The organism is Streptomyces sp. C36, assembly GCF_040932295.1.
GTDB classification, from domain to species: domain Bacteria; phylum Actinomycetota; class Actinomycetes; order Streptomycetales; family Streptomycetaceae; genus Streptomyces; species Streptomyces triculaminicus.
The window spans coordinates 239,879-261,898 of sequence record NZ_JBFQGI010000009.1; the positions used below are offsets into that span (position 1 = coordinate 239,879).

General features: G+C 72.4%; 18 protein-coding genes. 10 read left to right on the forward strand and 8 right to left on the reverse strand.

The window, feature by feature from the left end; translation table 11 throughout:
- Positions 1-7: 7 nt before the first annotated feature.
- The 3 genes from AB4K12_RS26790 to AB4K12_RS26800 are packed head-to-tail and all read right to left on the reverse strand — an operon-like array spanning position 8 to position 2,394.
- On the reverse strand, positions 8-775 hold the full coding sequence (locus AB4K12_RS26790) for an enoyl-CoA hydratase/isomerase family protein (protein ID WP_368436839.1): 768 nt from the start codon (positions 773-775) through the stop codon (positions 8-10).
- Positions 772-1,236, reverse strand: coding sequence for a Zn-ribbon domain-containing OB-fold protein (locus tag AB4K12_RS26795; RefSeq protein WP_368436841.1), 465 nt, complete (start codon positions 1,234-1,236; stop codon positions 772-774). The genes AB4K12_RS26790 and AB4K12_RS26795 overlap by 4 nt, the downstream gene beginning before the upstream one ends.
- A gap of 6 nt (positions 1,237-1,242) precedes the next feature.
- On the reverse strand, positions 1,243-2,394 hold the full coding sequence (locus AB4K12_RS26800) for a lipid-transfer protein (protein WP_368436843.1): 1,152 nt from the start codon (positions 2,392-2,394) through the stop codon (positions 1,243-1,245).
- A gap of 126 nt (positions 2,395-2,520) precedes the next feature.
- Between AB4K12_RS26800 and AB4K12_RS26805 the strand changes: the two genes are divergently transcribed.
- Positions 2,521-4,167 carry a fatty acid--CoA ligase family protein gene (locus AB4K12_RS26805; protein ID WP_368436845.1) on the forward strand — a complete coding sequence of 549 codons (1,647 nt, stop codon included), beginning with the start codon at positions 2,521-2,523 and terminating at the stop codon, positions 4,165-4,167.
- Between the two features lie 81 nt (positions 4,168-4,248).
- Here the strand turns inward: AB4K12_RS26805 and AB4K12_RS26810 are convergent, their stop codons facing one another.
- The 3 genes from AB4K12_RS26810 to AB4K12_RS26820 all read right to left on the reverse strand — a co-directional run bounded on the left by AB4K12_RS26810 (position 4,249) and on the right by AB4K12_RS26820 (position 8,729).
- Complete coding sequence (locus AB4K12_RS26810) at positions 4,249-4,476, reverse strand: hypothetical protein (RefSeq protein WP_368436847.1); 228 nt, start codon at positions 4,474-4,476, stop codon at positions 4,249-4,251.
- Positions 4,477-5,150: 674 nt separating this feature from the next.
- The gene (locus tag AB4K12_RS26815) at positions 5,151-5,360 is read right to left on the reverse strand and encodes a hypothetical protein (protein ID WP_207246662.1); all 210 of its coding nucleotides are present in this window, start codon (positions 5,358-5,360) and stop codon (positions 5,151-5,153) included.
- A gap of 435 nt (positions 5,361-5,795) precedes the next feature.
- Positions 5,796-8,729 carry a BTAD domain-containing putative transcriptional regulator gene (locus AB4K12_RS26820; protein ID WP_368436848.1) on the reverse strand — a complete coding sequence of 978 codons (2,934 nt, stop codon included), beginning with the start codon at positions 8,727-8,729 and terminating at the stop codon, positions 5,796-5,798.
- A gap of 156 nt (positions 8,730-8,885) precedes the next feature.
- Between AB4K12_RS26820 and AB4K12_RS26825 the strand changes: the two genes are divergently transcribed.
- The 7 genes from AB4K12_RS26825 to AB4K12_RS26855 all read left to right on the forward strand — a co-directional run bounded on the left by AB4K12_RS26825 (position 8,886) and on the right by AB4K12_RS26855 (position 17,614).
- Positions 8,886-10,106 carry an amidohydrolase family protein gene (locus AB4K12_RS26825; RefSeq protein WP_368436850.1) on the forward strand — a complete coding sequence of 407 codons (1,221 nt, stop codon included), beginning with the start codon at positions 8,886-8,888 and terminating at the stop codon, positions 10,104-10,106.
- Between the two features lie 189 nt (positions 10,107-10,295).
- The gene (locus AB4K12_RS26830; RefSeq protein WP_368436954.1) at positions 10,296-11,426 is read left to right on the forward strand and encodes an LLM class flavin-dependent oxidoreductase; all 1,131 of its coding nucleotides are present in this window, start codon (positions 10,296-10,298) and stop codon (positions 11,424-11,426) included.
- Positions 11,427-11,623: 197 nt separating this feature from the next.
- Positions 11,624-13,429, forward strand: a complete 1,806-nt coding sequence (locus tag AB4K12_RS26835; RefSeq protein WP_368436851.1) for an amidohydrolase family protein — start codon at positions 11,624-11,626, stop codon at positions 13,427-13,429.
- 195 nt (positions 13,430-13,624) lie between these two features.
- The gene (locus tag AB4K12_RS26840; RefSeq protein WP_368436853.1) at positions 13,625-15,193 is read left to right on the forward strand and encodes an APC family permease; all 1,569 of its coding nucleotides are present in this window, start codon (positions 13,625-13,627) and stop codon (positions 15,191-15,193) included.
- A 186-nt stretch (positions 15,194-15,379) separates the two neighbouring features.
- On the forward strand, positions 15,380-15,811 hold the full coding sequence (locus AB4K12_RS26845; RefSeq protein WP_368436855.1) for a hypothetical protein: 432 nt from the start codon (positions 15,380-15,382) through the stop codon (positions 15,809-15,811).
- On the forward strand, positions 15,808-16,560 hold the full coding sequence (locus AB4K12_RS26850; protein WP_368436857.1) for a hypothetical protein: 753 nt from the start codon (positions 15,808-15,810) through the stop codon (positions 16,558-16,560). Before AB4K12_RS26845 ends, AB4K12_RS26850 begins: the two co-directional genes overlap by 4 nt.
- Positions 16,561-16,951: 391 nt before the next feature.
- Positions 16,952-17,614, forward strand: coding sequence for a trans-aconitate 2-methyltransferase (locus AB4K12_RS26855; RefSeq protein ID WP_368436859.1), 663 nt, complete (start codon positions 16,952-16,954; stop codon positions 17,612-17,614).
- Between the two features lie 90 nt (positions 17,615-17,704).
- Here the strand turns inward: AB4K12_RS26855 and AB4K12_RS26860 are convergent, their stop codons facing one another.
- A complete protein-coding gene (locus AB4K12_RS26860) occupies positions 17,705-18,628 on the reverse strand; it encodes a zinc-binding alcohol dehydrogenase family protein (RefSeq protein WP_368436861.1) in 924 nt (307 codons plus the stop codon).
- A 102-nt stretch (positions 18,629-18,730) separates the two neighbouring features.
- Between AB4K12_RS26860 and AB4K12_RS26865 the strand changes: the two genes are divergently transcribed.
- Positions 18,731-19,162: a MarR family winged helix-turn-helix transcriptional regulator gene (locus AB4K12_RS26865; RefSeq protein WP_368436862.1), complete on the forward strand. Its 432-nt coding sequence runs from the start codon at positions 18,731-18,733 to the stop codon at positions 19,160-19,162.
- Positions 19,163-19,411: 249 nt separating this feature from the next.
- Positions 19,412-21,568 carry an RNA polymerase recycling motor ATPase HelR gene (helR, locus tag AB4K12_RS26870; RefSeq protein ID WP_368436864.1) on the forward strand — a complete coding sequence of 719 codons (2,157 nt, stop codon included), beginning with the start codon at positions 19,412-19,414 and terminating at the stop codon, positions 21,566-21,568.
- On the opposite strand, the gene AB4K12_RS26875 is transcribed toward helR, so the two are convergent.
- On the reverse strand, positions 21,549-22,016 hold the full coding sequence (locus AB4K12_RS26875; protein WP_368436866.1) for an anthrone oxygenase family protein: 468 nt from the start codon (positions 22,014-22,016) through the stop codon (positions 21,549-21,551). The two genes, helR and AB4K12_RS26875, sit on opposite strands and share 20 nt — an antisense overlap.
- Between the last annotated feature and the right edge of the window lie 4 nt (positions 22,017-22,020).

Consider the following 22,020-nt stretch of genomic DNA (forward strand, 5'->3'; position numbering starts at 1 on the left):
CCCGCGGTCACCGCACCCGGTGGTCGCGGGTGCGGGCGGCGAAGCGTGCCGCCTGGTCCGCCGGCGGCAGGCTCCCCAGCGAGACGAGGTGGGGGGCCAGGGCGAAGGCGTGCGCGCGGGCGGCTTCCTTGGCCGCCCAGAGGGCGCGCACGGTGCCCTGGACCGCCTCGGTCGGGCAGGCGGCGATCACGGCCGCCACGCGCAGGGCCGCGGCCACGGCCTCGCCCGGCGGGGTGAGCTCCGAGACCAGCCCGATGTCGTACGCGCGGCGGGCGGAGAGGCGCTCGGCCGTGCCCGTCAGCGCCATGCGCGCGGCCTCGCCGAAGGGCATGCGCTGGGCCATGTGAAGGGACTCGTAGGCGCTGACCATGCCGTACGAGGTGTGGGGGTCGAAGAAGGTCGCGTTCTCGGAGGCGACGAGGAACTCCGACTCGCCCAGCAGGTAGAACGCCCCGCCGCAGGCCATGCCGCCGACAGCCGCCACGACCGGTTTCCACAGGTCGGCGGCCTTGGGTCCGACGTCCAGGAGGGGGTCGTCCAGGGAGTACGGGGAGCCGGGCTGCGGGACGTCCGCCGAGCGGTCGATGCCCGTGCAGAAGGCGCGGTCCCCCGCGCCGGTCAGCACGACGGCCCGGACGCCGTCGTCGCGGCGGAACTCGCCCCACAGCCGCTTCAGCCGGGCGGCCGTGGGGAGGTCGATGGCGTTGTGGCGTTCGGGCCGGTCCAGCGTGACGAGCGCGACCCCGTCCGGCCGGATGTCGGTGCGGACGGTCATCGGCCCTCCAGGATCCAGCGCGGCACGGTGACGCCGGGCGAGACCTCGGCGAACACCGCCGTGACGGGCGCGCCGATCCGCAGCCGCGAGGGCGGTACCGAGCCGAGGCCCGCATCGGCCGCCGCCACCACATTGCCGACCAGGCGGATGCCGGGGGAGTCGGCGAGCTCCACGATGACGACGTTGTACGGCACCTGTGCGGCGTACGCGGGCAGGAGGGGCGGATGGGGCAGGACGTACGACCAGATGTGCCCGCGCCCGGACATCCGGCGCCACTCGGTGGCGAACGAACCGCAGCCGGGGCAGCAGGGGCGGGGCGGGAAACGCGGCGCGTGACAGTCCGGGCAGGCCTGAACGCGCAGCTCACCGCGTGCGGCGTACTCCCAGAACGGCAGGCCGTCCGCGTCCGCCACGGGCAGCAGCGGCCCGTTGTCAGTGGTGCCCCTCATCATGGAGGACATGAGCACTCAACTCCTCAGCAGAAGTGCCGAAGTGGGGACGCCCTCGCCCGCCGTGACCAGGCACGTCGTGGCGCCGGGCACCTGCGCGGTGGAGCTGCCGCGGAGTTGCCGGACACCTTCGGTGATGAGGTTGAAACCATGGACGTAGGCCTCGCTCAGCCCGCCGCCACCGGTGTTGATAGGAAGCCGGCCGCCGATCTCGAGGGCGCCGCCCTCGGAGAAGGCCGCGCCCTCGCCGCGCCCGCAGAAGCCGTAGCCCTCGAGCGAGAGCGGGATCAGCGGGGTGAACGCGTCGTAGATCTGGGCCACATGGACGTCGGCCGGGCCGAAGTCGGCGTGCTTCCACAGCTGCCGGGCGGCGGCCCAGGAGGGGCCGCTCAGCGGGTCGTCGGTCCAGTAGTTGACCATGCCGTGGTGCTGGGCGGGCAGCCCCTGGGCGGCGGAGTGCACATACACGGGGGCGCGGCGGCAGTCGCGGGCACGGTCAGCCGAGACGACGACGCAGGCCAGCGCGCCGTCCGTTTCCAGGCAGTTGTCGAAGAGACAGAGCGGCTCGCTGATCCAGCGCGAGGTCATGTACATCTCGCGGGTCAGCGGACGGTCGTACATCATCGCGGCGGGATTCTGGTTGGCGCGGTTGCGGCAGGCCAGGGCGACGTCGAAGAGATGGTCCCGGGTGGCGCCGTACTCGTGCATATAGCGGCGGGCGAGCATCGCGATCTCGTCCACCGGGCGCAGGAGTCCATAGGGGCGGGTCCACTGGGCCGGGGTGGGGAGCTGGGCCCGGGTGTCGGTCCACGGGCGCGGGCCGGAGCCGCGCTTGCGTGAGCGCCAGGCCACGCCGACGGTCGCCTGACCGGTGGTGATCGCGGCGGCGAGGTGCGCGACGGTGGCGCAGGAACCGCCGCCGCCGTAGCCGACGCGGGAGAAGAAGGTCGCGTCGCCCGCGCCGATGGCCTTGGCGAGCTCGACCTCGTCGGTCTCCTCCATGGTGTACGAGGCGAAGGCGTCGACCTGGGAAGGGGGGATGCCCGCGTCGTCCAGCGCGGCGAGGACGGCGCGACAGGCCAGGGTTTTCTCGGATTCGGGGAGTTGTCGGGCGAAGGGGGTCTGACCTATGCCGACGATCGCAGTGGTGTCCTTGAGCGTTGCCGTCATCGCGGCCTCCGGACTGCTGGTCCTGCTGACAGCGCGGAAGGGTATCGCTAATCTGACGAACAGTCAGCTCATGGGGATGCCGGGTACGGGGCGCCGGGCGACGCCTGGGGCCCGGGAGGGCGTGCGATGCGCGGTGACCTGGAATTCGGCTCGATACCCCGGCTCGTCCATGCGGCGGTCGCCCGGTACGCCGATCGCGAGGCCGTCGTCGACGGCCGCACCCGCCTTACGTACCGGGAGCTCGGCGAGCGGGTCGACCAGGCCGCCGCCGCGTGCCTGGCCCTCGGGGTCGAAGCGGGCGACCGGATCGCCGTATGGGCACCGAATACGGTGGACTGGATCGTCTCCGCCCTGGGGGCCGTGACGGCCGGCGCTGTGCTGGTCCCGGTCAACACCCGCTTCAAGGGCGCCGAGGCGGTCCAGGTGCTCGCGCACACCCGGGCCAGGCTGCTCTTCGTCACCGGAACGTTCCTCGGCACCTCCTACGTCGCCACGCTGCGGAGTGCGGCGAGGGCGGGAGCCGGAGCGGCCCCGGGAGCGGCACCCGGGGCGGCGCCCAGGGCGGCGGGCCCGCTGCGCGGGCTGCCGGAGCTACGGGACGTCGTCGTCCTGGCCGATGACGCGCCCGCCGACTTCCACGGCTGGAAGGAGTTCCTCGCCGCCGGGAACGCGGTGCCCGCCCGTTCCGTGAGGGCGCGGGCCGACGCCGTCGACCCGGACGCGCCCTCGGACATCCTCTTCACCTCCGGCACCACGGGGGTGCCCAAGGGGGCCGTCATCACCCACGCCCAGACCCTGCGGGCCTTCGGGGACTGGAGCACGCTGGCCGGACTGCGGGAAGGAGACCGCTATCTGATCGTCAACCCGTTCTTCCACACCTTCGGCTACAAGGCGGGCGTCATCGCCTCGCTGATGCGCGGGGCCACGATGGTTCCCCAGGCCGTCTTCACACCGGAGGCCGTGCTGGCCACCGTCGAGGCCGAGCGGATCACCGTGCTGCCGGGGCCGCCCACGCTCTACCAGTCGCTGCTCGACCACCCGGCGAGGGCCGGGCACGACCTCTCGTCGCTGCGGGTGGTCGTGACGGGGGCGGCGGTCGTGCCGCGGCCGCTGATCGACCGGCTGAGCGGCGAGCTGGGCGTGCCCACGGTGCTGACCGCGTACGGCATGAGCGAGGCCACCGGGCTGGTCACCATGTGCCGGCGAGGCGATCCGGCGGAGAAGGTCGCGACGACGTCGGGGCGGGCCGTGCCGGGCACCGAGGTGAAGGTGGCGGGGGCCGACGGGGCCGTGCTGCCGCCCGGCGAGGCGGGGGAGATCCTGGTGCGCGGCTACCAGGTGATGTCCGGCTACTTCGAGGACGCCGAGGCCACGGCGCGGGCCGTGGACCGGGAGGGATGGCTGCACACCGGGGACGTGGGAGTCCTCGACGGCGAGGGCAATCTCCGGATCACCGACCGGGTGAAGGACATGTTCGTCGTCGGCGGCTTCAACGTGTACCCCGCCGAGGTGGAGCGCGTGCTGGCGCGGCATCCCGGAATCGCGGAGGTCGCGGTCGTCGGCATGCCGGACGCGCGGCTGGGGGAGGTCGGCAGGGCGTTCGTGGTGCGGCGTGCCGGGGTGGAGCCGGAGCTCACCCCGGAGCGGCTGATCGCCTGGGCGCGACGCGAGATGGCCAACTACAAGGTGCCGCGCGGGGTGGAGTTCGTACGGTCGCTGCCACGGAACGCGGCGGGCAAAGTGCTCAAGCGGAAGCTGAGGGACCTGCCTTAGGACGCCTCCTGGGGCAGGGCTCAGGCGCTCGGCGTTCAACAGCCGGACGGGCTCCCCTCGGCCCGTCCGGCCTGCCCGTCGTCAGCCGATGCGGTCGTACGAGACGGCGTCAGGGTGGTCGTCACCGCCGCCGGCGGGGTGGTCGTCGAAGACCCGCTGAGCCTGCACGGTGGCGGTCTCGTTCGCCGGGTGGTCGTCGTCGGCGACCGCCGGGACGGTGCCGATGATCGCCGCGGCCGCGGCGACGCCGAGTATCGCGAGCGCCCTTCTGCCGCGTGCCGTCTTGGCGATCGTGGTCGTGCGGTTCATCGCTACTCCTCTGTTCGGGGGTTGATGCGTGGGCCGGTTGGTCCCGGGTGCTCCGTGGTGCTCCGTCGGCGGGTGCCGTGGTGGGGCACGGCTCCGCCTGGGACGCCACGCAGGGGCCGGCATCGACGGCTCCCCCTCCCCGCCGTCGACGCCGGCCCCTGACGATCCCCCGTTGCTCAACCCCCGTTCCCCCGATTCCCCCGTTCCCCCGTATCCCCCCGTTGGACCCGTTCCCCCGTGTCCCCGTTGAGCCTGACCCCCGTTTCCCCCGTGGGTCCGTCCCCCCGTTTCCCCCGTGGTCCCCGTTGGACTCAGCCCAGCGTTTCCCCCGTTGGGCTGAGTCCCCCGTTCCCCCCGTTTTCCCCCGTGTCCCCCGTTACCTCTGTTACCTCCGTTGGACCGGCCCCCGTTCCCCCGTTGGCCTGTCCCTCGGTTTCCCCTGTGGCCCTGGTTCCCCCGTGCCCCTGGACCCGTTCCCCCGTGACCCCCGTGATTCCCCCGTGGTTCCCCGGTGGCCTTCGTGCACCCTCTCCGTACCCGTCCCCTGATTTCCCCCGTTGCCCCCAGGGGACCCGGTGGGCCCGGGAGCTTCCGGCCGATGTGTGGCGGAAGCTCCCCGGCTCACGCCGTGGGTCGGAAAGCTCTTGGAAAGCTGTGGAGCGTGAGAGCCGCGGCTAGAACGGCTTCTCGGTGGTCGGGTGGTCGTCCAGCAGGCGGAGCGGCGGAGGACTCGTGGGGTGGTCGTCCATAAGGACGAACGGCTCGGTCCCCGTCGGGTGGTCGTCCCCCGGCCGGGCCTGGACCGCGACCAGCGGTTCGGTCCCCGTCGGGTGGTCGTCCTGCGGTATTGCGTCGACCGGCTTGAGCTGTCGCTCGTCGCTCATCGTCTTCTCCAGATGGTCAGTGCGAGTCGTAAGGTTCGATGGGGACTGCAGAACCCGCCCGGCGACTCCCCCGAGGACCGCCGGACGGGCACATCAGGGCTGTTCACCCTGGAGGTGAGGCCTCACCTACGACCCGCCTGCCCCCCGACGCGACGGATCGACATCCCTTAGAGTGCCGTACCGCGATAAACGATCGATGAACGGGCACGTGACAGCGTTTTTGCGGTCCGCACCAGGCCCTTTCGGGGCCCTTTCGGGGCCCGGACGGGGCCCTTCCAGGCCGTTCCGGGGCATGCGGAACAGCCCATGAAAGGGCGAGGAATCCCGCAAAGAGTCCCACAAGGAGTCCCACAAGGAGTCCGCGCCGCGCGGGCCGTAAAAAACCCGCCGCCTCGGCCCCCGCCGCCTCGGCCCCCGTCGCCCCGGCCCCCTCCGCTACGCGGCCGCGACCGGCGTCAGCAGGCTGCGTACCTCCATCGCCTCGGACGAGCCCAGCTGCTCGAAGATGGCCAGGGCCTCCGTCCAGCAGGCCTGTGCGCGGCCCGGCTGGCCCAGGGCGTTCAGGGAACGGCCCAGCACGGTCAGGACGTTTCCGCGCCGCCTGGCGCCGCCGATGCCGCGCAGCTGGGCGAGGGCCTGCTCGGCGTGGGCGGCGGCCTGGGCGGGCCGGCGGGCCGCGAAGTGGAGCTCGGCCATGCGGAAGACGGTCATGCCCTCCCACAGCCGCTGCCGGTTGTCGCGGAAGATGGGCAGGGCCTCGTTGAGCCGCTTGAGCGCGTCGTCGAAGCGCCCGGCCTTGGTGAGGGCCAGGGCGTAGGCGTAGAGGCCGTTGGCGAGCCGCCAGGAGACGTTGATCTCGCGGTAGATGGCCAGGGCCTGTTCGGCGAGGCGGACGGCGGACTGGACCTGTCCCATGCCCAGGTGGACCCGGGAGAGGTTGCTCAGGGTGCTCGCCTCGCCGGGGCGGTTGCCGTCGGCGCGGAAGTAGCTGAGGGCCTGGTTGACGAAGGCCTCGGCGTCCTCGTGGCGCTGCTGGTAGATGGCGGCGATGGCGCGGTTGTTGGAGCCGTAGCAGCAGGCGATGGGGTCGCCGGTGGAGCGGCCGAGCCGCACCGCGTGGCGGCCGTGCTCGTCGGCCAGGGCGAAGCGGTCGGACCAGTTGTAGACGTGGGTCAGGACCGTTCGCGCGCGGCCCTCGGCGCGGGCGTCGCCGGCGGCCTGGGTGGCGGCCAGGAGGGACGTGGCGGCCAGTTCGTACTGGCGGGCGTCGGCGCCGGACTCGGCGAGGTCCTTGGCGGCCAGCAGCAGGTCGACGGCGCGCCGCAGGGTGTCGCCGCCGGAGCCGGCGTGCTGGCGCACGCAGGCGAGCAGGCACCCGGCCTCGACGTAGAGCCAGTCGCCGGCCGCGCTGCGGTCGGTGAAGGTGAGCCCGGGGTGGGTGGTGGGCGTCAGGTGGGCGAGGAGCTGGTCGCCGGGCCGTTCCATGACGTACACGCCGGCGGCGGTGGCGAGGTAGAAGTCGAGCAGGCGCGACATCGCGGCGTCGCGTTCGGCGGGCGGCTGTTCGTCGCGTTCGGCGCATGCACGCGCGTAGAGGCGTACGAGGTCGTGGAAGCGGTACCGGCCCGGGGCGGCGGATTCCAGGAGCGAGGTGTCGACGAGCGACTCGAGGAGCTCCTCGGTGTCCTCGAGGCCCAGGTCGAGGGCGGCGGCCGCGGCGGCCAGCGAGATGTCGGGGCCGTCGGCCAGTCCCAGCAGTCGGAAGGCGCGGGCCTGGCCGGGTTCGAGCTGGCCGTAGCCCAGCTCGAAGGTGGCCTTCACGGCCAGGTCGCCGGCCCGCAGTTCGTCCAGGCGGCGGCGTTCGTCGCCGAGCTTGCGCGCCAGGACCGACACGGTCCAGGTGCGGCGGGCGGCCAGCCGGGAGGCCGCGATGCGGATGGCGAGCGGCAGGAAGCCGCAGGCGGCCACGACGTCCATGGCGGCGTCGCGTTCGGCGTTGACCCGCTCGGAGCCGACGATGCGGGTGAAGAGGACGAGCGCCTCCTCCGGGCTCATCACGTCGAGGTCGACGAGGTGGGCGCCGGCGAGGTCGACCATGCGGATGCGGCTGGTGACCAGGGCCGCGCAGCCTTCGGTGCCGGGCAGCAGGGGGCGGACCTGGGCGGCGTCGCGGGCGTTGTCGAGCAGGGTGAGCACGCGGCGGCCGTCGAGGGTGGAGCGGAAGAGGGCGGCGCGTTCCTCGACGCCGTCCGGAATAGCGGAATCCGGGATTCCGAGGGCGCGGAGGAAGGAGCCGAGGACTGCTTCCGGTTCGGCGACGACGGGCCCGGCGCCCTGCAGGTCCACGTACAACTGGCCGTCGGGGAAGCGGTTCCGCGCGGCGTGCGCGACGTGCACGGCGAGGGTGGTCTTGCCGACGCCGCCGATGCCCGCGACGGCGGAGACCGCCATGATGCGGCCCTCGGCCGTCGCCAGCTGCTCGCTGAGCTCGTCGACGAAGGCGGCGCGGCCGGTGAAGTCCGAGACGGTCGCCGGCAGCTGGGCCGGGCGGACGAACGTGGGGCCGGCCGCGACGCGGTCGGCGGTGGTGAAGTGGACGGTGAGGTCGGCGTCGGCGTTGAGGATGCGCTGCTGCAGCTCCGACAGCTCCGGGCAGGGGTCGACGCCCAGTTCGTCGGCGAGCAGGCGCCGGGTGTCGGCGTAGACGGCCAGGGCCTCGGCCTGGCGGCCGCTGCGGTACAGCGCGAGCATCAGCAGCTCCCGCAGCCGCTCGCGCAGCGGATGCGCGGCCGTCAGGGCGGTCAGCTCCGAGACGGCCTCCGCGTGCCCGCCGACCTCCAGATCGACGTCCAGCCGGGCCTCCAGCAGGCTCAGCCGCCACTCCTCCAGCCGCGCCCGCTGTGTGTCGGCGTACGGCCCGGACAGGCCCGCCAGCGGCTCGCCGTCCCACAGCGCCAGGGCGTCGTTCATCAGCTCGCGCGCCCGCACCCGGTCCCCGCTGCCGTGCGCCTTGTCGGCCTCCGCCGCCAGCCGCTCGGCCACGTCGATGTCGAGCCCGTCCACCGGGACGCGTATCGCGTATCCGCCCGCCTCGCTCACCAGGGCGTCCGCGTCCGGCCCGAACGCCTTCCGCAGCCGCGAGGCGTACGTGCGCAGCGCGGCCAGCGCCGCGTGCGGCGGCTCGCCGCCCCACAGGGCGTCGACGAGCTCGGGCGCGGTGGCGGTCCGTCCGCCGCGCAGCAGCAGGGCGGCGAGCAGGGCCCGCTGCTGCGGAGACCCGGTGTTGAGCGGTGCCTCTCCCCGCCAGGCGCGAACGGGCCCGAGCACAGCGAAACGCAGCTCCAGCCCGTGCCCTGTATCACCGGCCATCGTGACCCCCTGCCTGTCCTGCTCGGTCGCACCGGCCAGTCTGCCTTGTTCGGGCCCTCTGCGTCAGCAGGGGTCTCCGGCCTCTCGCCTCCGTTCGCCAAGGGCCTTCCCCGAGCGTTACTGACGAAGCGTCAGATCGGCGCTAACGTGTCGGCCATGGCGAGCTTCCCCGCGATAATCTCGGTGGACGACCACACGGTCGAGCCCTCCGACGTCTGGCGGAACCGGCTTCCGTCGAAATTCCGCGACGTCGGGCCCCGGATCGTAAGGGCGCCGGTGAAGGAGATGACGTTCACCGGCGGACGCTTCGCGACCGTCATGGGCGCCCCGGGGGACGAAGGGCCCGTGGCGGACTGGTGGGTCTATGAGGATTTGTTCCGTCCTCTCACACGGCTTGATACCGCCGTCGGATACTCCAGAGATGAGATCCGGCTCGAGGGGATCACCTACGAACGGATGCGGCCGGGTTCGTACAGCGTTCCCGAGCGACTGGCCGACATGGACCTCAACCACGTCCAGTCGGCCCTGTGCTTCCCGACGTTCCCGCGCTTCTGCGGGCAGACCTTCACCGAGGCCGCCGACCGCGAGCTGGCGCTGCTGTGCGTGCGGGCCTACAACGACTGGATGGTCGAGGAGTGGTGCGGCCCGGCCGCCGGCGGCCGGCTGATCCCGCTCACCATCGTGCCCCTGTGGGACGCGCGCCTCGCCGCCGAGGAGGTGCGGCGCAACGCCGCCCGCGGCGTCCGCGCGGTGTGCTTCTCCGAGATCCCGCCCCGCCTGGGCCTGCCGTCGGTCCATTCCGACGGCTGGGATCCCTTCCTGCGCGCCTGCGCGGAGACCGGGACGGTCGTGGCCATGCACATCGGCTCCTCCTCGCGCATGCCCTCCACGTCGGAGGACGCCCCGCCCGCCGTCAGCTCGGCGCTCACCTTCGCCAACTGCTGCTTCTCGCTGGCCGACTGGCTGATGTCGGGCACGTTCGACCGCTTCCCCGGCCTTCGCATCATGTACGCGGAGGGGCAGATCGGTTGGATTCCGTACATTCTGGAGCGGGCGGACGTGGTGTGGGAGGAGAACCGCGGCTGGGGCGGCATCGGGGGCAAGGTGCTGCGGCCGCCGTCGGAGGCGTTCGCGGAGCATGTCCACGGCTGCTTCTTCGACGACGCCTTCGGCCTGCGCAACCTCGACGCCATCGGCGCCGGGAACGTCCTCTACGAGACCGACTACCCGCACTCCGACTCCACCTGGCCCAGATCACGGCAAGTGGCCGAGGAGCAGATGGCGCACCTGTCGCCCGAGGTCACCGAGCGCGTCGTGCGCGGCAACGCCATCGAGCTGCTGGGGCTCACGCCGGAGGGGCTGTGGGCCGGCGGGTGAGAGTGCCTGCCGGTGGGAGTGCCTGCCGGTGAGAGTGCCTGCCGGTGAGAGCGCCTGCCGGTGGGGGCGTCCGCGGAACCCCGCCATGGGCCTCTGGGGCCTCTTGACGCTCCCCGCGCGCGGTGCCACAGTCGCACCTACTTGATCTGACGGTACGTCAGAAACCTCGGAAGACGGGCGGTGGCCACCGTGGAATTCGGGATCTTCGTGCAGGGCTACGTACCGGCGACCCGCTCGCGGGCCGATCCGCGAGCCGAGCACCACGCGCTGATGGAGGAGGCCGAGTACGTCATCCAGGCGGACAGGGCGGGCTTCAAGTACGCCTGGGCCTCCGAGCACCACTTCCTCGACGAGTACTCCCACCTGTCCGCCAACGACGTCTTCCTCGGCTACCTCGCCCACGCCACCGAACGCATCCACCTCGGCTCGGGCATCTTCAACCCGTTGCCGCAGGTCAACCACCCCGTCAAGGTCGCCGAGAAGGCCGCCATGCTCGACCACCTCTCCGGCGGGCGGTTCGAGTTCGGCACCGGCCGGGGCGCGGGCAGCCACGAGATCCTCGGCTTCCTCCCGGGCGTCACCGACATGGACGCCACGAAGGAGATCTGGGAGGAGACGATCGCCGAGTTCCCGAAGATGTGGCGGGAAGGGGAGTACGAGGGCTTCGCGGGCCGGCACTGGTCGCTGCCGCCGCGGCGGATCCTGCCCAAGCCGTACGGCCCCTCCCACCCCGCCATGTGGTACGCCGCCGGCTCGCCCTCCTCGTACGCCATGGCCGCCCGCAAGGGGCTGGGCGTGCTGGGCTTCAGCGTGCAGAAGGTCTCCGACATGGAGTGGGTCGTCGACTCCTACCGTACGGCCGTCCGGGAGGCCGAGGCCGTGGGCGACTTCGTCAACGACAACGTCATGGTCACCACCACCGCCATCTGCGCCGAGACCCACCAGGAGGCGGTGCGGATCGCGGCGGGCAGCAACCTCCACTACCTGCAGTCGCTGCTCTTCCGCTACCACGACACCTTCCCGCGTCCCGAGGGCATCCCCGAGTGGCCCGAGCTGCTGCCCGAGTACACCGAGGAGATCATCGAGCTGCTCATCGCCGAGGAGCTGATGATCTGCGGCGACCCGGACGAGGTGTTCCGCCAGTGCAAGCGCTGGGAGCAGGCGGGCGCCGACCAGCTGTCCTTCGGGCTGCCGGTGGGCGTGCCGTACGAGGACACGATGCGGACCATCCGGCTCATCGGCGAGCACGTCGTCCCGAAGATCGACACCGATCCGGTCCACCGCACGACGCGCTTCCGCCAGGCCGCCGCCACGGCCTGAGCGCCGCGCCCCCGCGCACCGGGGCGGCGCCTCCCGGGCCGCCGCCCCGGCCCCGCTCGTAGGCCCCTGCGGGTACGCGCGCGTGCCCGCTGCGTACGACGAGCACGCGTGCCCGCGCACACGACGAGGACGCGTGCCCTCACACGACGAGGACGCGTGCCCGGGCACACGACGAGGACGAGTGAGAGGACCCGACCGTGCTGGACCACCTCTACCGCCGCGCCACCGTCGTCGACGGCACCGGAGGAGCCTCCTACGTCGCCGACGTCGGCATACGGGACGGCCGGATCGCGGTGATCGAGCGCGGCAGTCACGGCAGGGCCGCCGTGAAGGCGGGCGGGCGGCTGGGCGAGCGGGCGCGTACCGAGGAGGATGCGAACGGGCTGGTCCTCGCCCCCGGCTTCGTCGACCCGCACACCCACTACGACGCGCAGCTCTTCTGGGATCCCTACGCCACCCCGTCCATGAGCCACGGCGTCACCACGGTCGTCGGCGGCAACTGCGGCTTCACCCTCGCGCCGCTCGACCCCGCCCGGCCGGCCGACGCCGACTACACGCGGCGGATGATGAGCAGGGTCGAGGGCATGCCGCTGTCGGCCCTCGAAGAGGGCGCGCCGTGGGACTGGTCGTCGTTCGGCGACTACCTCGACGCCCTGGAGGGCGGCGGCATCGCCGTCAACGCCGGGTTCATGGTGGGCCACTGCGCGCTGCGGCGGTACGCGATGGGGGCCGACGCCGTGGGAGGTACGCCCGACGAGGCGCAGTCGCGGCGGATGCTCGCGCTGCTGCACGAGGCCATGGACGCGGGCGCCTGGGGGCTGTCCACCACCCAGTCGGACACCCACTCCGACGGGGCGGGCGAGCCCGTGGCCTCCCGGCACGCCCTGCCCGGCGAACTGCTCGCGCTCGCCCGCGCGGTCGGCGAGCACGAGGGGACGCAGCTGGAGGCGATCGTCGCCGGCTGCCTGGACCGCTTCTCGGCGGCGGAGGCCGAGCTGCTGGTGGGCATGACGGAGGCCGCGCGGCGGCCGCTGAACTGGAACGTCCTCACCATCGACTCCGCCGTACCCGGGCGCGTGCCGCACCAGCTCGCCGCGAGCGAGCGGGCACGCACGCGTGGCGGCCGGATCGTCGCCCTGACCATGCCGATCCTCACCCCCATGAACATGTCGCTGGGCACCTTCTGCGCGCTGAACCTCATCCCGGGCTGGGGCGCCGTCCTGGCGCTGCCCGTGCCCGAGCGGATCGACCGGCTGCGCGACCCGGCGGTACGGGCGGAGCTGCTGCGGGGCGCGGCGAGCCCGGAGGCGGGGGTCTTCCGGCGGCTGGCCGACTTCGGCCGCTACGTCATCGGGGACACGTACACCAAGGAGAACGACGACCTGACCGGCCGCGTCGTCCGCGACATCGCCGCCGAGCGGGGCACCGACCCCTTCGCCACGCTCGTCGACATCTGCGTCGCCGACGAGCTGCGTACCGTCCTGTGGCCGATGCCGACGGACGACGACCCGGCGAGCTGGGAGCTGCGCCGCCAGGCCTGGGACCACGAGGACGTGCTGCTCGGCGGTTCCGACGCGGGGGCGCACCTGGACCGGATGTGCGGAGCGCCCTACACGACGCGTTTTCTCGGCGACTGCCTGCGGGGGCGGCGGCTGGTGCCGCTGGAGCGGGCGGTGCGGATGCTGAGCGACGAGCCCGCGCGGTTGTTCGGGCTGCGCGGGCGGGGGCGGATCGCCCAGGGGTGGTGCGCGGACCTGGTGCTCTTCGACCCGGAGCGGATCGACGCCGGGGCGGCGACGCTGGTGCGCGACCTGCCGGGCGGCGGGGCGCGGTTGGACGCGCGGGCGGTGGGGGTGGTGAGCGTACGGGTCAACGGGGTGGAGACGGTGCGGCACGACGTGGTGACGGGGGCGGTGCCGGGGCGGGTGCTGCGATCGGGGCGGGACACCCAGACGGTGGGGACGGTGGGGACGGTCGGGACGGTCGGGACGGGAAATTTTTGAACCGGGACAAAAGGGGCGGTGTTGCGGTTATCGTAGCGGGCTCCGGGGGCGCTCGAGCCGAGGTGTTACCGGTCGTAACGTGCGTGCCGCCTTTATTTGCGAGGTCAATCGCCGGGAATCATGCGCCTGTTCAAGGTTCGACGTCCGGATCTTTGCCCTCCGGTTGCGGAAACAGCACCGCTTAACGTCCTCGCCATGGTTCACGTACACGCACGGCCAGGGGCCGGAGACACGGTAATGAGCGTCGCGGGCCGCGACGCGGGAGATGTGCGCGCCAAGGGACTCAGCGGGAACTCCGTCGGCCTGCTGGGCAGCGCCGTCATCGGGATCTCCACCGTCGCGCCCGTCTACTGCCTGACCTCCACCCTCGGCCCCACCGTCGGCCAGGTCGGGGTGCAGATGCCCGCCGTCTTCCTCGCGGGCTTCCTCCCGATGCTGCTCGTCGCCTTCGCCTACCGCGAGCTGAACGCCGTACTGCCCGACTGCGGCACGTCCTTCACCTGGACCGTACGGGCCTTCGGGCCCCGCGTCGGCTGGATGTGCGGCTGGGGCCTGGTCATCGCGACCATCATCGTGCTGTCCAACCTGGCGGGCGTCGCGACCTCCTTCTTCTATCTGCTGCTGGGCGAGATCACGGGCAACGACGCCGTCGCCGCCCTCGACGACAACCGGATCGCGCACGTCGGCACGTGCCTGGCCTTCATCGCCGTCGCGACCGCCGTCAGCTACCGCGGCATGACCGCCACCAAGGGCGTGCAGTACGCGCTCGTCGGCCTCCAACTGGCCGTCCTCGCCGTGTTCGTCGCCATGGCGATCGCGAAGGCACGCTCCGGCGACCTCCCCGGCTCCATCGACTTCTCGTGGACCTGGCTGAACCCCTTCGGCGTCGAGTCCTTCAGCGCCTTCACGGCGGGACTGTCGCTCTCGATCTTCATGTACTGGGGCTGGGACGCCTGCCTCACCGTCAACGAGGAGACCGAGGGGAGCGCCAGGACCCCCGGCCGGGCCGCGCTCCTCGCCATGGTCGTGCTCGTCGGCTCCTACCTGCTGACGGCCGTCGCGGCGCAGATGTTCTCCGGCGTGGGGGAGGAAGGCACCGGCCTCGGCAACCCCGACACCGCCGGCAACGTCTTCGCCGCCCTGGCCGACCCCGTGCTGGGCACGGCGCTCGGCGTGCTGCTCTTCGTCGCGGTCCTGGCCTCGGCGGCCGCGAGCCTGCAGACCACGTTCCTGCCCGTCGCACGGACCGTGCTCGCCATGAGCACCTACCAGGCCCTGCCCCCGTCCTTCGCCCGCGTCCACCCGCGCTTCAAGTCCCCGGGCCGCGCCACCATCGCCGCCGGCGTGGCGACCGGCGTCTTCTACGCCGTCATGAGCTTCCTCAGCGAGAACGTACTGATCGACACGGTCTACGCGCTGGGCCTGATGATCTGCTTCTACTACTCGATCACGGCGTTCGCGTGTGCCTGGTTCTTCCGCCACGAGCTGCGCAACTCGGTGCGCGACGCGTGTTTCAAGGGTCTCTTCCCACTCATGGGCGGCGTGTTGCTGGCGGCCGTCTTCTGCAAGACGCTCTACGACATGTGGAACCCGGCGTACGGCAGCGGCAGCGCGGTCGCCGGCGTCGGCTCGGTCTTCGTCATCGGCGTCGGCCTGCTGCTCCTCGGCCTCGTCCTGATGCTCCTGATGCAGCGCCGCAGCCCGGCCTTCTTCCGGGGCGAGGTACTGACCCGCTCGACGCCGGCGCTGGTGGCGGAGGACTGAGGGGATCCTCCCCGAGCGGTTCCTGGACCTGATGCCGGCCAAAGTGCGGCCCGTGGTCATGGGCCGGCGGCAGGCGGTCGTCGCGCGGTAGCGGACGTGCTCAATCCGTGGATGCCGCGACCTGCACCGCCGTACGATGCCCGCACGTGCGTGTTGAGGAGGGGAACGGAGATGCTTGGGGAGTCATTGACGGCCTTAGCAACGGCGTTGGGCGCGGCGGTCGTTCAGGCCGCCGGTACGGACGCGTGGGCCGGCTTCCGGGGGCGGCTGGCCCGGCTGGTGGGGCTGGGGGACAGCGGGCGCGAGCGCGTCGAACTGGAACGGCTCGACCGGACCGCCGCGGCGCTCGAGGGGCCGGCCGGGGAGGCGGGCGAGAGGGAGCGACAGCGCCAGCAGGTGGTGTGGGAGACGCGCGTCGCGGACCTCATGGAGAGCCTGCCGGACGATCGGCGCGCCCGGTTCGCGGTCGAGTGCCGCGCGCTCCTCGAGGAGGCGGCCCGGCGGGCGGAGCGAGGCGGCACAGGTGGCAGCGTGTCCGGCAACACCTTCCACGGCCCCGCCGCCGTACAGACCGGCAACCACAACCAGCAGCACAACCACTTCGGGCGGGGCGCGTGAGCGAGCCCGGTGCCGGTGCCGGTGCCCGGCCGGGCACCGGCGGCACGTCCGGAAACGACTTCCACGGTCCCGCCGCCGCGCAGGCCGGCCAGTACAACACCCAGGTCAATCACTACGCCCCACCGCGCAGCAAGGCGTGGCTCGCGGTGACCGGCGCCGCGGCCGTGGTGCTGACGGTCGGTACCGTGCTCGCCCTGATCAAGTTCGGCAGCGATTCGGACCGTTCGGCGCACGACGGCGGCAGGGTCGTCGTCCCGCCGGGCGCCGCGTCCTCCCCCTCGGCCGCGGGGCTCGCCACCGTTCCGGCCCCGGCGCAGAATGGGTCCGGCCCGTCCCCCTCGGGAGCCGGCGCCGTGCCGGCCGACGCGGTCCAGTGGACCGGGGCCGTCCGCATCGCGGAGATCGGTCCGAAGCTCGACGCGGTCCCGCCGGCGGCGGTGAGGTTCGAGCGCGACATCCACCTGGTCATGGTCAACCCGCCCCGGGTCTTCGGTGCCGACAACGGTGTCAACACCCCGAACCTCGCCGAGTGGAAGGGCCCGGGCAAGCCCACCCGGAAGGCGTGCGCCGATCTGGTCTCCAGCCAGGGGACCGGGCAGTTCGGTGAGGTCAAGGAGGGCACCGTGATCTGCGTCAGAACGAGCGGCGGACGCACGGCCGTTCTGACCGTCACATCGATCAGCGACAGCTTCAGTACGGGCGTCATGGTCGACGCGATCGTCTGGTCCCAGGTCTCCGGAGGGCGCTGAGCCGTCGGCCTGACGGTCCGGTGACCTTCAACTCCAGGCGCGCCCGGGGGGTGGGGGCGGGGCCGGGGTGGGATGGGCCGGGCCCTTACGGGACTGGATTATTTACGGCCCGGAGCCGTTCCCCGGAGATGGTTGGCCCGTACTTGGGCCGCAAATAACCCTGACGTCCCTCTCAGGGCCCGGCCCATCCCACCCCGGCCCCTCCGGCCGTCAGTCGAGCGGGCGGCCGGGTCGTACGCGTAGGCCAGGCCCTGGGGGGCGACCCGGGTGGCCCCGGCCGAGCGGGCGGCGGCGATGAGGTTGCCGGCTACTTCGGCTGTGGCGCCCGTCACTTCACGCGCGCGTGCCGGGCCGCTGGGGGCGTGGCAGGGGGTGATTAGTGTCGTGTCCCGTGAGTGAATCCTCCCCTTCGACGCATGCGACGGCCCAGACGACGGCCCAGACGACGGCCCAGGCGTACGACGGCGTCGCCGTCCTCTACGCCGAACTCGTCCGCGACGCGCTCGACCACCTTCCGCTGGACCGCGCCATGCTCGGCGCGTTCGCCGAGTCGGTACGGGCCACCGGCGCCGGGCCCGTCGGAGACCTCGGATGCGGGCCCGGGCACATGACCGCGCTCCTGCGCGACCTGGGACTGGACGCCTTCGGCGTCGACCTGTCGCCGGCGATGATCGACCTGGCCCGCCGGGCGCACCCCGACCTGCGCTTCGAGCTCGGTTCGATCGACGCGCTGGAGTCGGCCGACGGCGAGCTGGGCGGCATCCTGTCCTGGTATTCGGTCATCCATGCCGCGCCGCGGGACGTCCCGTCCTACCTGGCCGAGTTCCGGCGGGCCCTGGCCCCGGGCGGCCATCTCCTGCTCGCGTTCTTCGAGTCCGAGGGTGGCCCGGTGGTGGCGTTCGACCACAAGGTGACCACGGCGTACCGGTGGCCGGTCGACGATCTCGCCGCCCTGGCGTACGAGGCCGGGTTCGACGAGGTCGGCCGGATGCTGCGCGAGCCCCGCGAGGGTGAGCGGTACCGCCGGGGGCATCTGCTGATGCGCAGGCGGTAGGTCAGGGCGCCGGCCGTAGGACCGGGCGCAGGCGGTAGGCCAGGGCGCCGACCGTAGGTTCGGGCTCCGAGGACGGCGGTAGGGCCGGGCTCAGGGGACGAGGACGACCTTGCCGAGGTTGCGGCGCTCTTCGATGACGGCGTGGGCCCGGGCGGCCTCGGCGAGCGGGATCTCCTCGTGCACGGCGGTCCGCAGGGTGCCCGCGTCGCGCAGCTGCCACAGCTCGCGCAGCCAGCGGTCGTACAGCTCGGGCTTGCCCAGGGCTACGGCCCGCATCTGGAAGCCGATCATCGAGGCGCCGCGCACCAGGAGCTCGTACGCCTCCACCGTCCCGCCGCCCGAGCTGAAGGCCACCAGGCGGCCGCCCGTCCCCAGGGCCCGTACGGCGCGGCCGAGCAGGTCGCCGCCCACGCCGTCGATGATCGCGTCGTACGGGGCGCCCCAGTCGGCGTCCTCGTACAGGACGACGTCGTCGGCGCCCAGCCCCCGGACGAAGTCGGCTTTGTCGGCGCTGCCGACGGCGGCGACGACCCGTCCCGCCCCGCCGGCCTTGGCGAACTGCAGCGCGAGCGTGCCGACCGCGCTGGCCGCCGCCGTGACCAGCACCGATTCGCCGGGCTCTACGCGCGCCGCTTCGTAGGCGCCGCGCGCCACCAGCCCGCTGCGGACCAGCGCGACCGCCTCCACGGCGCTCGCGCCGTCCGGTATCCGGGAGGCCATCGCGGTGTTCAGGACGACGAACTCGGCGTAGGCGTCGGTGAAGCACAGGCCCGTGACGCGGTCCCCGACGGCGAAGTCGGTGACTCCCGCACCGACGGCGACGATCTCCCCGGCGACCTCGCCCCCGAACGACGTCGGCTCGCTGCCCTCGCGCACCTTGCGCACGGTGGGCAGCGTCACCCCGACCGCCTCGGACCGGATCAGTACCTCCCCCTCGCCCGCCTCCGGCCGGTCGACCTCCTCGGCGAACAGCACCTCGGGCCCACCGTTGACCTCATGGCGAATGCGCAGCACAGGACCTCCCCGATCCGATCTGACCTGGTTCAATTCGTTGGGTGTCCCAACGGTAAGGGAAAAGTCGTGGGGAAGTCCAACGGTTTTCGTTAGAGTGCTCGCATGACCTCGCCCCTCCAGCACATCCAGTCCCTGCCGACCTGGCTCGTCGGCCGTGTCGCGGCACGCGGCCGGGGCCTGGTCGCCGACGCGATCGCCGCCGAGGGGCTGAAGCTGATGCAGCACGCTGTTCTGGCCGCTACCGCCGAATACGGCCCCGTCGCCCAGGCCGACCTGGGCCGCCGGCTCGCCGTCGACCCCAAGGACATGGTCGGCATCCTCAACCACCTCCAGGACGCGGGCCTCGTCCTGCGCGCCCCGGACCCCGCCGACCGCCGCAAGAACGCCGTCACCGTCACCCCGGACGGCGAGGCCGTCCTCCGCCGCTGCGCGGCCCTCGCCGAAACGGCCAACGACGAGCTGCTCTCACCGCTCGCCCCGCAGGAGCGGCAGCAGCTCATGGCCCTGCTGACCCGGCTCCACGAAGCGCCGTAAGGCGTGAAGGCGTGAAGGGGTGAAGGCGTGAAGGCGAGCGTGGCCGTAAGGCGTGCGTGAGAGGGTGGCCCCGGGCTTGTGGGGCGTGTGGGCGTGTGTGCGTCCGCAGTGGACGACAACAACAAAGGCGAAGGGGAGTACTCACCCTTCGCCACTCTTAACTTATAGCGCACGGGGGGCCTTGCGGCAAGGCCCCGGTCATGCCGCAGAATCGACCGCTCGAGGCCGGAACCTGCGGAAATGAGACCCATGAACTCCCTGACCACCAGCGCGTTTGATCTTCCTGAGCGCCTGGCCGCCAAGGCCGACCCGAAACTGATCTCCGACGACGAGCAGCACTTCGCGGCCCTCGGGGAGAGCCTCGAGCAGACGATCGCCGAGCTGTCCGACCGCCTCGACGACGTGCGCAAGGCGCCCGGCGGCCTGGGCCGGGAGGCGATGGACCGGGACGCGGAGATCCACCGCATCACCGCCCGCCTGCGCGCCCTGCGCCGCTTCGGCCTGGACCTGTGCCTCGGACGCATCGTCGGCGCGGACGACTCCGAGCCCGTGTACATCGGACGGCTCGGCCTCACCGACGGCGAGGGCCGCCGACTGCTGATCGACTGGCGTTCGCCGGCGGCCGAGCCGTTCTTCGCCGCCACCCACGCCAACCCCATGGGTCTGGCCAGCCGCCGCCGGTACCGCTGGACCCGCGGCCGTATCGGCGACTACTGGGACGAGGTGTTCACCGCCGACGGCTTCGAAGGCCACGCCGCCCTCGACGACCAGTCCGCCTTCATCGCCAGCCTCGGCAGCCACCGGTCGCCCCGGATGCGCGACGTCCTCGGCACCATCCAGGCCGACCAGGACGCCATCATCCGCGCCGGTTCCCGCGGCGCCCTCGTCGTCGACGGCGGCCCGGGTACGGGAAAGACCGTCGTCGCCCTGCACCGCTCCGCCCACCTCCTCTACTCCGACCCCCGCCTCGGCCACCGTCGCGGCGGCGTGCTCTTCGTCGGCCCGCACCAGCCCTACCTGAACTACGTCGCCGACGTCCTGCCCAGCCTCGGCGAGGAGGGCGTGCAGACCTGCACCGTCCGCGACCTCGTCACCGAGGGAGCCGCAGCGGCCCTCGAGACCGACCCCGAGGTGGCGCGCCTGAAGTCGAACGCGGACATGGTGAAGGCGATCGAGAAGGCAGTCAGCATCTACGAAGAGCCCCCCACGAAGGGGATGACGGTCTCGACCACCTGGGCCGACATCCGGCTGACCGCCGACGACTGGGCCGAGGCGTTCGACGCGGCAGCCGGTACCCCGCACAACGAAGGGCGCGAGCTCATCTGGGAGGAGCTCGTCACCATCCTGCTGGACCGGTGCGACAACGAGGACCTCCCGACCGACCTCTTCCGCAGGGCGCTGCGACACGACGCAGAGCTCGTCGGAACCCTCAACCGCGCGTGGCCCCTGCTCGAGGCGGCCGACCTCGTCGGAGACCTGTGGGAGGTGCCTGCCTACCTGCGTCTCTGCGCCCCTTGGCTCAGTGCGGACGAGATACGCAAGCTGCAGCGCAAGGACGCCCCCCAGGCCTGGACGGTCTCCGACCTGCCGCTCCTCGACGCCGCACGGCAGCGCCTCGGCGACCCGGAGTCGGACCGGCGGCAGCGCCGCCACAAGGCTGCCGTCGCCGCCGAACGCGCCCGCATGGCCGCCGTCATCGACAACGTCCTCGCCTCCGACGAAGACGGCGAGGGCGCGGTCACCATGCTGCGCGGCAAGGACCTGCAGGACACCCTCATCGACGACACCGCCCTCCCCGCCGCCGACCCGGACCGGCTCGCCGGCCCGTTCGCGCACATCGTCGTCGACGAGGCCCAGGAACTCACCGACGCCGAGTGGCAGATGCTGCTCCTGCGCTGCCCGTCCCGCAGCTTCACCATCGTCGGCGACCGTGCCCAGGCCAGGGACGGCTTCGCCGAGTCCTGGCAGGAGCGGCTCGAGCGGATCGGACTCGACCGCATCAACGTGGCGTCGCTGAGCGTCAACTACCGGACGCCGGCCGAGGTCATGACCGAAGCCGAGCCGGTCATCCGGGCCGTGCTCCCCGACGCCAACGTGCCGACCTCCATCCGCAGCAGCGGCATCCCCGTCGTCCGCGGATCCGTCACGGACCTGGACTCGATCCTCGGCGCTTGGCTCGCCGAGAACGCCGATGGTATTGCCTGCGTCATCGGCGATCCGACGTTCCGGGCGACGCCGCGCGTCCGGTCGCTGACCCCTGAGCTCTCGAAGGGCCTCGAGTTCGACCTGGTGGTCGTCGTCGACCCGGAGTCGTTCGGCGAGGGCGTCGCCGGAGGCGTCGACCGCTACGTCGCGATGACGCGAGCGACCCAGCAGCTCGTGGTCCTCACGAGCGCGAGCGCCTGACCCGGAGGGCGAGGAGGACGAGGAGCCCGAAGGCGATCGCGGCGGTCAGAGTGCGGGCGTCGTTGAACAGTTCCCAGCGGCGCAGGACTTCCGCGTGGTCGGCCGGTGGCGCGGTGGCGGCCCACTGCTTGATACGGCCGTTGATGGGGACGTTCCCGAACCGCGTGATCAGGGACGACGACACCACCAGGGCTCCCGCCGCGCCGGCGAGGACGCGGGCCCGGCCGCGCTCCGCGGCGGCCAGGGCGAGGGTGCTGAGGGCCGAGACCGCCATCGTGGCTTGCATGGTGATGCCGTTCATCCTCATCAGAGCCGTGTGGAAATCGAGTCTCATCTCGATCGGCACGGCATTGAACGTCGGGACGAGGTTGGCGGCGCCGTAGCCGAAGGCACCGGCCAGCAGGCCGGTGGACAACAGGGAGAGCGCCTGGAGGAGTCGGGTACGCATGGCC